General features: G+C 38.2%; 8 protein-coding genes and 1 tRNA gene. 3 read left to right on the top strand and 6 right to left on the bottom strand.

Annotated features, from left to right (window positions below; genetic code table 11):
• Positions 1 to 25: 25 nt before the first annotated feature.
• The 3 genes from PHT93_RS14240 to PHT93_RS14230 all read right to left on the bottom strand — a co-directional run bounded on the left by PHT93_RS14240 (position 26) and on the right by PHT93_RS14230 (position 2,904).
• Positions 26 to 439, bottom strand: a complete 414-nt coding sequence (locus PHT93_RS14240) for a DUF6769 family protein (RefSeq protein ID WP_300244235.1) — start codon at positions 437 to 439, stop codon at positions 26 to 28.
• A gap of 110 nt (positions 440 to 549) precedes the next feature.
• Positions 550 to 2,094, bottom strand: coding sequence for an alpha-N-arabinofuranosidase (locus PHT93_RS14235; RefSeq protein WP_300244233.1), 1,545 nt, complete (start codon positions 2,092 to 2,094; stop codon positions 550 to 552).
• 180 nt (positions 2,095 to 2,274) lie between these two features.
• A complete protein-coding gene (locus PHT93_RS14230) occupies positions 2,275 to 2,904 on the bottom strand; it encodes a nitroreductase family protein (protein ID WP_300244231.1) in 630 nt (209 codons plus the stop codon).
• 174 nt (positions 2,905 to 3,078) lie between these two features.
• On the opposite strand from PHT93_RS14230, the gene PHT93_RS14225 reads away from it, so the two are divergent.
• The gene (locus PHT93_RS14225) at positions 3,079 to 5,355 is read left to right on the top strand and encodes an alpha-L-rhamnosidase C-terminal domain-containing protein (RefSeq protein ID WP_300244229.1); all 2,277 of its coding nucleotides are present in this window, start codon (positions 3,079 to 3,081) and stop codon (positions 5,353 to 5,355) included.
• Positions 5,356 to 5,525: 170 nt separating this feature from the next.
• Here the strand turns inward: PHT93_RS14225 and PHT93_RS14220 are convergent, their stop codons facing one another.
• The gene (locus tag PHT93_RS14220; RefSeq protein WP_300244227.1) at positions 5,526 to 6,293 is read right to left on the bottom strand and encodes a DUF3307 domain-containing protein; all 768 of its coding nucleotides are present in this window, start codon (positions 6,291 to 6,293) and stop codon (positions 5,526 to 5,528) included.
• Positions 6,294 to 6,336: 43 nt separating this feature from the next.
• Positions 6,337 to 7,053, bottom strand: a complete 717-nt coding sequence (locus tag PHT93_RS14215) for a sigma-70 region 4 domain-containing protein (RefSeq protein ID WP_300244225.1) — start codon at positions 7,051 to 7,053, stop codon at positions 6,337 to 6,339.
• Between the two features lie 254 nt (positions 7,054 to 7,307).
• Here PHT93_RS14215 and PHT93_RS14210 point away from each other — a divergent pair, with 254 nt between their 5' ends.
• The gene (locus PHT93_RS14210; RefSeq protein ID WP_300244223.1) at positions 7,308 to 8,408 is read left to right on the top strand and encodes an acyltransferase; all 1,101 of its coding nucleotides are present in this window, start codon (positions 7,308 to 7,310) and stop codon (positions 8,406 to 8,408) included.
• A gap of 9 nt (positions 8,409 to 8,417) precedes the next feature.
• On the opposite strand, the gene pbpC is transcribed toward PHT93_RS14210, so the two are convergent.
• The gene (gene pbpC / locus PHT93_RS14205) at positions 8,418 to 10,793 is read right to left on the bottom strand and encodes a penicillin-binding protein 1C (protein ID WP_300244238.1); all 2,376 of its coding nucleotides are present in this window, start codon (positions 10,791 to 10,793) and stop codon (positions 8,418 to 8,420) included.
• Positions 10,794 to 10,923: 130 nt separating this feature from the next.
• Between pbpC and PHT93_RS14200 the strand changes: the two genes are divergently transcribed.
• Positions 10,924 to 10,994 (top strand) — tRNA-Gln (locus PHT93_RS14200).
• Positions 10,995 to 11,224: the final 230 nt, after the last annotated feature.

The raw sequence follows: 11,224 nt of genomic DNA, 5'->3' as shown, positions 1-11,224 counted from the left end.
GAATCAACTAATAACAACGTTGTTATCAGGAATGAAAAGACATGGGGGGAGCCCGCAGACTATGGATAGAGTCTGCAAGAACTGAAGTGTATAACAGCAGATAGGGTTTATGCTGTCGTTCCTGAGTTATTTCTGTTTGTAACAGAACTTGTTCTAACTGAACAAATATCAAATGATAATTTAAAAGGAATTGATCGGAAAGGTCGGGAGTAATTCCTTCATTGGATTCGGGGCGAATTTGAAGATCACTTAGTTTACAATCTTCCAAAGGACCATGATCGTGTGCTTCGTCGTTTCCGTCAATGGGTGAAGCACATGCGTGAATCTTTAAAAAGCAAATAGCACCATCGTGATGAATATGGGGAATAAAGCTGTGCGCCAGTAAAATCATTCCGGCAAAAACACAACAGATATATACTATTTTCTTCTTAATACCCATATGCAAAATCCTGATTCATCAGCAAAGTTATACAAAAACAGCGATTTATCGGGAATGCATATGGGAAAATATGTAAATCCACTTAAGGATTATAAGGATTTTGTTTTAAATTATTCTATTTCGAGCATTACAACAGAACTTGCAGGTAACTTAACTGCCAGTTTTCCATTTGTTAACTTAGCATTGTTAAAGTCCTTGACTGTAACAGTATTCGGATTATCAAAAGTGTTGTGGTCGTTTATTTTTGCAGAACTTAATATTTTACCTGAAATCTTCTTGAAATTTACTCCGTTCAGCATTCCATCAATCGATTGTTCTTTAGTCGGATCAACATTAACAAGAGTAACGTGTACTTTCCCATTAGAATCCAAAGAAGCTGAAGCACTTACAGCATCAACATCTAATCCCTGATAATTGTATTTATTACTATTTAGTTTAAATGGAATCATGGTTGCTTCCTGATGTACTTTATAAAGATAATAAACCCAATAAGTAGGTGTTAGCACTATTTTATCATCTTTTGTCAGAATTACAGCCTGAAGAACATTGATTGCTTGTGCTATATTAGACATCTTAACACGATCACAATGATTGTTGAAGATATTTAATGTAACACCCGCTACAAGTGCATCTCTCATCGTGTTTTGTTGATATAAGAATCCGGGATTTGTTCCTGGTTCAACATCATACCATGTACCCCATTCATCCGGAATAAGTGCTATTCTTTTTTGAGGATCATATTTATCCATAATGGTAGAATGCTTGGAAACAAGTTCTTCCATATGAAATGCCTTTTGTATGGTTGCAAAGTATTCTTTATCATCAAATTGAGTAGCTGAACCTTTTTCATTCCAAGTGTTTGGAACGGTATAATAATGAAGAGAAACGCCATTCATACGTCCTCCTACCTTCTTCATTAATGTTTCTGTCCAATTATAGTCATCTACACTGGGACCTCCTGAGATTTTGTACAGATTATTATCTCCGTAATTACGACAGTATGTTGCATACCTCAAATATTGATCCGCATAAAAATCGGCGTTCATATTTCCACCACAACCCCAGTTTTCATTACCAACGCCCCAAAACTTAACCTTCCAGGGTTTCTCTCTTCCGTTCTTTTTACGTAAGTTGGCCATTGGACTTTCTCCATCAAAAGTGATATATTCTACCCACTTAGACATCTCTTCTACTGTACCGCTACCCACATTACCGCAGATATAGGGTTCGCATCCAAGCTGTTCACAAAGATCAAGGAATTCATGCGTGCCGAAACTATTGTCTTCAACAACACCTCCCCAATGCGTATTTACCATCTTAGGGCGTTCACTGCGAGGGCCTATTCCATCCATCCAGTGATACTCATCCGCAAAACAACCTCCTGGCCATCTGAGGTTAGGAATACTGATGTCTTTCAGAGCCTTCACGACATCATTCCGAATACCGCGAGTATTAGGAATAGGAGAATCTTCTCCAACCCAGAAACCTCCATAAATACAATGTCCCAAGTGTTCGGAAAAATGTCCGTAGATGTGTTTACTAATAACATGTTCACCTTGATCAACATTAAGAATCAATTTGTTCTCCTGTGCGTTCATCTGAAAGGAGAGGCCTGTGGCAACTAAGAATAAAGCTAACGTCTTTTTTACTTTCATGATATTTACAATTTAAGATTACTCAATAGTGGAATACAAAAATAATAATAATTGTCATTTGTACACTATTTTAGGGAAATATATAATATAAAGATCCATATACAGAAAAACGGTTCCAATTTCTTAGTTCACCAATGAACCAAGAATTGAAACCGTTTTATTAAAAAAGACTTCTTGTTTTTACAAATTAATCACAAGATCAGAAAGCGGACGTCTGGCTTTTTTAAGATGTAAAAGCCAATCATCTTCTGCGTGATAGCCTAATGGTAACAAAAGAACGCTTTTTAGTCCTTTAGCTTGCAGATTTAGTAATTTATCCAATTCCTCATTGCTAAACCCTTCCATAGGGGTTGTATCCACTTTCAGCTCAGCAGCCATAGCAATAGCATATGCAAAAGCAATATAAGCCTGACGTGCAGTATGGGCGAAATTCTCTTCAGCAGGACGATTCAGATAAGCCGCTTTTAGTCTGTCTGTATATGATTTATATGTATCAGGAGCTTGACCTCTTACTTCTGTAATTAATTTATACGCATTTTCAATACGTTCAGCTGTATAATTATCCCATGCAGCAAAAACTAATAAATGTGACCCATCAGCAACCTGTTGCTGCCCCGCAGCTATCGGAACAATCTGTTCTTTTAATTTCTGATCTGTGATAACCAACAGTTGAAAAGGTTGTAATCCGGAAGAAGTAGGGGCAAGATTTACTGCTTCAATTATTTTATCTACATTTTCCTGAGAAACTTTCTTTGAAGGGTCAAATTTTTTAGTGGCATAACGCCACTTGGATGATTCTAATAATCCCATATCTATATTTCTATTAAAAGTTATGTTAGTACTACGCGTAAATAACGCTTTATACATCTCGAATGTTTAATAAACGAAGTTTTATAAACATCTTTTTTATCTTCTAACAAGAATTGCGGGTTGTATTCTGTTTGATTTTTATATTTGTAGCTTAAACAATCATATTATTGAAAAATGAATAAACCGACTCTTACTTTAATCCTGTTTTTTTCTTTTATTATTTGTAGCCAAGCCTCGAACAACAAACCAACCGGTCTGCTGACCGATTTACTTGAGCATACGGATGTTGTGTATGAAAATGGGTATTTGTCTAATTTACCTCTTTATCGAATTGATGAGACGTCTAATCTGATACAATATGCAGAGATTGCTTCATCAAAACCGTCTTTCAGTTGGATTGTTCCGTTTAATGGGGAAGGAACTAAACAAATGGGGTATCAGATAAGGGTCTTTGAGTCATATGAGTCTGCAATAAAGTCTGGACAATCTTATTGGGATAGTGGATTAGTGAATTCGGATAGTTCTACAGGAATTGTGTATGATGGCAAAGCGTTATTACCCGGACAGATGTATGCCTGGCAGGTGAAGGTGATAACTAACTTGGGTGGTGAAAGTGACTGGTCGGATATTAAAGTGTTTAAAACAGCAACTAAGCTGAAAGAGTATAAGGCTGCCGGTTATCCATTAGTTAAAACAATTGAGCAAGTATCTCGTTCTAAAGAGGTTGCTGAAGGAGTTCGTTTTTTTGATTTCAATAAAGCAGCCTTTGGACAACTTGTTTTGACGGTAAGTACGGATAAAGACAAGGATTCTTTGTTTGTTCATCTTGGCGAACGTGCAGAACAGGATCGGATTAATCGTAAGCCCGGTGGAACTATTCGTTATCAATGTTATGCTGTTGCTTTGTCTAAAGGAACACATTCTTACCGGATAAATATTGCTAAGGATAAACGAAATACAGGAGCGGCGGCCGTGTTGATCCCGCCTTATATTGGTGAGGTTTTGCCTTTCCGCTATTGCGAGGTGGAAGGTCGGCAGGAATTGTTGGATAACGTATCGGTTATGAGAGAAAGCGTGCATTATCCGTTTGATGAAACAGCTTCGTCTTTTTCATGCAGTAATGATATCTTGAATCAGATATGGGATTTATGTAAATACTCTATTAAGGCTACGTCTTTTCTGGGTATCTATGTCGATGGTGATCGGGAACGTATTCCTTATGAAGCGGATGCATTAATCAACCAGCTATGTCATTATGGTGTAGATCGGGAATATACAATGGCAAGACGTTCGTACGAATATTTGTTAGAACACCCCACATGGCCTACGGAATGGATTTTGCAAGCAGTGTTAATTGCCTGGCAGGATTATTTATATACAGGTGATCTCCGCTCCCTGAAAACGAATTATGCAGTTTTAAAAGCGCGTACTTTGACGGCATTAAAAGGAGATAACGGATTGATCAGTACGAAAACCGGTTTGCAAGATCAGACATTTCAGTCATCTATCCGTTTTAAAGGAGAGATACGTGACATCGTAGATTGGCCGCATACGGGTATTCTTGGATTAAATAAACAAGAAGGAGGGGAAGCTGATGGCTATGTGTTTACAAATTACAATACTGTTGTCAACGCTTTTCATTATGAAGCGTTAAAACGGATGGCTGTAATTGCACGTCTGACAGATCAGCGTGAAGATGCAGATTTCTTTCAGAAAGAAAGTGAACGAGTTAAAGTGATTTTTAATAAAACCTTTTTAAATACAAAGAAAGGATATTATGTAGATGGTGAAGCAACAGATCATGCTTCATTGCACGCCAATATGTTTCCATTAGCATTCGGACTTGTTCCCGATAAAAATAAAGATAACGTGTTGGAGTTTATTCGCTCCCGTGGAATGGCTTGCAGTGTTTATGGTGCGCAATTTCTTATGGATGCGTTATATGAAGCAGGAGATGCCGATTATGCGCTGAAGATGTTGACAAAGACTGACGATCGTAGTTGGTATAATATGATCCGTGTAGGTTCGACCATTTCATTGGAAGCTTGGGATAATATATACAAACCGAATCAGGACTGGAACCATGCCTGGGGAGCAGTTCCGGCTAACATTATCCCTCGTAAATTGATGGGAGTGGAGCCGTTGACCGCCGGATTCGAAACAATCTCTGTCAAACCCCAAATCGGTTCATTAGAATGGGCTAAAGCTGTTATTCCGACTATTCGTGGAGAGGTAAAGATGGAAATAGAGAATAATGCCGGTCAGTATATCCTGCATCTTGTAATTCCTGCCAATATGAAAGCTAACGTTTACTTACCCATACCTGAGCAAAAGTATTCTTTTACGAAAAATGGCACGCGAAGTAGGATATCTAAAGTAAAAGGTGAACCTTTTTTGTATGCCGGACAATTTGAAGCAGGAATTTATACCTTAGAATTGAATAAACATTAAGAGCCTGTTTAATTTTTTATAGGATATTTCTTGAGGGCTTGTTTCGGTCTTCTTTCGTCTTCTTTTTTGCTTATCTGCATCTCCGCATTCAATCACATAGCCCGCTATGCTCATTCATGCGGATATACAACTAAACAAAAAATAAAACAAAATAAGCCACGAATAAAAATTTAAACAGGCTCTAAAAAGGACTCAAAGATACCTTGTTTTATTCCGATCCCTATACAGACAGCAATACCGAAGCTTAGCAGTGTTCCGATTAATACGTACTCTGCTTTTCCGGTCTTGCTGTCATTATACCTTAATATCGATTTAGCAGCTATTATAAAACCTATTGCAGCATATTGTTGCAACATAACCAAGACTAATGTCAATATACGTTCGATGGTTCCGATCCAACGACCGGCCTTCTCAAGATCATTTCCACTTTCTTTTTCGTTTGAAGCATATAAATTCAATGAAGCTAAGCAAATCCTAATAACCACATTAGCCGGTTTCATACATAAAAGGAATCCTGTAAAAATCAATAACTGATTCACGCTGAAAAGTTCCAGATAGGAGGGGAATACTTGGTTTCTTGTCCAAAAGAAGCTAACCACTCCATATAATACGATTAAATGCAATAATTGATCGGTAAAGAATAAATAATGATTCACATAAAATCTATCATTGAATCCTTTTTTCTTTTTAAGCCAACGTTCTAAGGAAGACTTTAAAACGTCTATCATAAAGTGAGTCAGAGCAATTACTACTGCATATCCTATAAAACTGCATACAGGAGTTAACAGAAGGGAAAAGACAAATACAATTAAAACATGGATATAAAGATGCCATGAACTAAGAGCTTTCTCTTGTTTCATTCTGCTAATACATTCGGATTGTGCAAAATAGTCAGCCATGATGTGTGCAATAAACTGACTCAGTAATATTTTTTCCATAATTTTTTTTATTGGCTTACTACGTAAATATTTTCTTTGGGGTTTAGGTGTTCTGAAAATCGAATGTAGAAAACAGATGAAGTGATTCTTCGATCGATGTCCATCCGGCATTCTTTGAGTGCTGGTTAACGGATGATTGAGATACACCGAAGTTTTCTGCAATCTCTTGTTCTGAATATCCGATAAGTTTCCATAGTATTATCTCGCTCTGTTTGCGTGTCATCTTGGTAAAGATCGTATCAAGAAGTGATAGTATCGGTTGAAAAATACTATTTTGATATTCACTCCCGGATCCGAAAAACAAAGTGTTTTTGATGGTTACTCTTTCCTTGTTTGATGTTTTCTGTTCGGAGATAAGACGTCCGGAAATATTGATAGCTTCTCCTTTTAATATATTCTTTTCAGCAAGTTCAATGTCCATATCACCAATACCAATTGCTGCACGTATGCCGTGTACCTCAAGCAACTTTCTGTATTTTTCAGTTGCGGGATCATTGTTAACCGGATTTTCTATCGGAAAAGACTTTATTCCTGCTTTAAGCGTCAAGACTATCCGCAATGCATCATTGGGATTCAACAGCAGGCATTCTATCAGGTCACCGGCAACCAAACGCATTTTAATATCCTCTTTATCGTTGTCTTTCTGATACTTTTTTATTTTCTCAAAGAGATCATGTATAAATTGAGTCAGGTTATAGAGTTCTTCCGCCGACAAAGAAGAAGACGCTATGATGTCTGCTGATATGGTTGCTCTTTTCATGATAATCCGTTTTCTTCTGCAAATATAAGTTTTAAAACTTATATTCCGATATTATAAGCTCTACAACTTATAATGGCCATTTATAAGCTGTAGGACTTATAAATGCTATTTATAAGCTGTGGGGCTTATATTTTCAGGAGTATTTAAAGACTGAATTTTTCTTCTCCTTTGATAATTATTGCTTAATAAATACAAGAATATTTTATTTAGATATTACTTTTGTCCTCCATCGGTAAAAACATAATTATATTGTAATGGAAAAAGTTATAAAAACAAAACCTCACTATCTTATTTTAGATGGATTGAGAGGTGTTGCGGCTATTTTGGTTTTGCTCTTTCATCTTCTTGAAGCACACGCCTCGAGCAAAGCCGGACAAATTATTAATCATGGTTATTTGGCTGTTGATTTCTTTTTTATGCTTTCCGGTTTTGTGATCGGATATGCTTATGATGACCGATGGAATAAAATTAAATTCAAAGACTTTGTTCTAAGGAGAATTGTTCGTTTACAGCCAATGATTGTTCTTGGTTCCGTTATTGGAGCTATCGGTATTACTTTTCAACAATCGGGTGTATTCCCCAATTATCATATGGTAACGGTTGCGAGTGTGATTCTATTAATGGTTATCGGATTTACCGTTTTACCCGTTCCTCCTTCTATGGATATACGCGGATGGAATGAAATGCATCCGCTTAATGGTCCTGAATGGAGTCTCTTCTTTGAGTATATTGCCAATATATTATATGGATTAATCTTACGCAAACTATCTACAAAGATACTTTGCGTACTGGCACTAATTGCCGCCGGTTTTTTAATCAATCTCGGCGTTTCGCATGGAGATATGATAGGGGGATGGGCCTTCACATTAGATGGACTTTCCGTTGGTTTCACCCGTCTTGCTTATCCTTTCTTAATGGGATTGATTTTGGCGAGAATCGGGAAAAAGATTCGTATTAATAATGCTTTTTTGTTTTGTACGATGGCTATCGTATTTGTTTTAAGTGTTCCCCGAATTGGAAATCATGAATTGATCTGGCAGAACGGATTGTATGAAGCTTCGGTTATTCTGTTTATTTTTCCGCTCATCGTGTTAGCAGGAGCAGGAGGGACGATTAAAGGGGAAAAAGGCAAAGCAATCTGTAAATTTATTGGCGACATCTCTTATCCGCTTTATATAACCCATTATCCACTTGTCTATATTTATTTTGCTGTTGTAAATAATAACAAACTAACGCTCTCGCAATCTTGGCCTGTTGCGGTTGTCATTTTTGTGTGTGCGATAGTTCTTGCTTATATTTATCTGAAGCTATACGACGAACCCGTACGTAAATGGTTAGCTAAAAAATTAATATAGTGTAATTGGTCATTTTCCTTTTACCTCGAAACTGATTTTTCGTTGATTACCCCATGAATCAATTAGCGTAAGAAGATGTTTGCCGGGTACAGGGCGACAACTGATTTGATGCTGCTCTCTTGTTTCACCGAGAAATTGGTCGTCTAAATGCCAGTATAAGACAGCATCATTACGTCCATGAGCTGCTTTAAATATGAAACTTTCCTGTTCTCCCGAAAAACCTATAGGCAGATAGAGTACGGCATTGTGTTCCGGATAAATTAATTCAATCTGCCGGCTTTGCATGCCATCACAATCTGACCTGAATGGAGGAAGCGGACGGTAATCAATATGGTAATTACGGTAATAATATTCCTGAGCAGGAGGAAGAACAAACCAGGAACGGGTGATCATCTTATCTACACTCTCACATGAACTGTTTACGCGAAATCGTTCATCGGCCGACAAGTGTATTTGCTGATGATATGGACATACGATCGTTTTATTTCCACTGATCGGGATATAACAGGTATCCACCGGTTCACATAACTGAGAAGCTTTATGCCCGCTACTTCGACAGATCAATGTCTCTTCCATTTCATCATAAGGCATATCGAACCATTCGGAAGAGGGAAGCAGGGAATAGATATCAAATAGTACCGGGGCGGCATTACCTACTCCGGTTAGACCCGGACGACCTTCGCCGGAGGCGTTACCTACCCAGACTCCAACGACATATTTAGGCGTAAATCCAATAGCCCATGCATCTCTTCCACCATAACTTGTACCGGTTTTCCATGCGACTTGTTTCATAGATGAAAACTGTTGCCAGTCAGCTTCTTCTTCCGGACGATTAAGTGCAGACATAGCTTCTGTCATAAACCAAAGCGAAGCAGCCGAAAGCAAAGGTTTATCAGTCAACCGTTCATCAGTAATGGATACGATCGGTTTTTCTTTTTTAATGTCCGATACAAGACGTAGCGGATGAATATCTCCCGGATTATACCGTCCGTTATAAGAACGGTAATGCCGTTGTACGCGAGCCAACGAAGCATACATACCACAGATATCCCATAATGTACCTTCGCTACCGCCTAATATTAATGAAGCCCCATAATGCTCTTCGCTAAAACGAAGCGTTGTCATTCCCAACGATTTTAATAAAGACATAAACCGTCCCGTATTGTATTGCGATAGCATACGAACAAGCGGAACGTTAAGAGAACGTTCTATCGCCTGATGCGCAGGAACAGCTCCATAAAAGGTTTTGTTGTAATTCTGAGGTGTAAAACCGTTAATATTTAGCGGCACATCAGAGACCAAGGTGGAAGGTAATATCATACCGTCATGCAGCATTCCTGCATATAAAAATGGCTTAAGAATACTTCCCGTACTACGTGGAGAAGTAATGATATCCACTTGATTTCCTCTTTTATCATCCTCCCTGAAACTAACATTCCCGGCATAAGCCAATGTTTCTCCCGTTTCCACATCTGCCACTAATGCAGCAAGATTATAAATGTGATTACTGCTATATTGACGAGCATAACTATCTACAATCCGCTGTACCTGTTGTTGTAACTTCTGCTTAACTGAAGTTTGCAAACGACTTTTTCCTGTTTCCTGACTCATTCGGGCAAGCAAATGTGGAGCTTCATCGGGTAGGGGAAGTGGAGCATCCGGCAGAGGTTCCATGCAACCAAGTTCATATTCTTCCTGATTGATGATATAACGTGTTTTCATTTGCAGGAGTAATTTGTCGCGCTTTATTTTCAATGCGTTTCTATTTCTCCCCGGATGAATTAAAGCAGGAGAATTGGGAAGTACGGCCAGTGTCGCACTTTCCGCCCAGGATAAATTCGAAGCACTACGTCCAAAATATCGCCAGGAAGCTGTTTCTATTCCAACAACATTGCCTCCGAACGGAGCATGCGAGGCATATAGACGTAAAATCTCCTTTTTACTATGCGTTGTTTCCAGAAAAAGAGCCCACAGAGCCTCTATACTTTTCTCATAGATGTTTCTGTCTTGGTTTCCTTTAGCCAATCTGGCCAATTGCATGGTCAAAGTACTACCACCGCTAACAATATGTCCGGATTTTAAATTGCTTTTCATGGCTCTTACCAAAGCAACAGGATCTATACCAGGATGATAAAAAAAACGCTTGTCCTCATAAGTCGTTAATGCCGCAGTAAACTTATCAGGTATTGAGTCGGCCGTAGGGAATCTCCATTGTCCGTCTTTAGCAATGCGAGCACCTAATAAATCTCCATCAGCTGAATATAAAAGCGTAGAATATGGCACGCGGAATAATTCCCGTGGAGTTAATAGATAAATTGCACCCCATAACGTAAATAAAATGCAAAGGATGCCAACACCCGTCTTTATATATTTATACTTATCCATAGATAGACGAATGCGAATATACTTCTTTATGGCTTTCTTAAAGATATTGAAGCAATCTTTTTCTCTCATTTTTTTTGCAAGAATGAAAAAAACAATATCTTTGCAGCCGAATAACGGGAACGTTCAACATTGTTCTATGGTGTAATGGTAACACGTCAGATTCTGGTCCTGAAATTCCAGGTTCGAGCCCTGGTAGAACAACATTAAAAAGTCTCAACAAGCTTTCAAAAGCGGGTTGAGACTTTTTTTATTCCGAATTGCACAACATTTGCATAACATCGGATCAGGCAAAATATCGGGTTGCTATGGTAATCATCCATCGTGATACGTCTATACTGCAAACTGGCATTTTAGAGACCAATGTCATCAGCTCAAACTTCTTGCTCCACTTTAGTCTTACTATTCATCGAATAATTCCGGCTGAAAGCCGA

The organism is Massilibacteroides sp. (assembly GCF_028705895.1).
Classification (GTDB): Bacteria; Bacteroidota; Bacteroidia; order Bacteroidales; family Tannerellaceae; genus Massilibacteroides.
The sequence above is the reverse complement of the archived record's forward strand: the minus strand, read 5'-3'. Positions and strand labels throughout refer to the sequence as shown.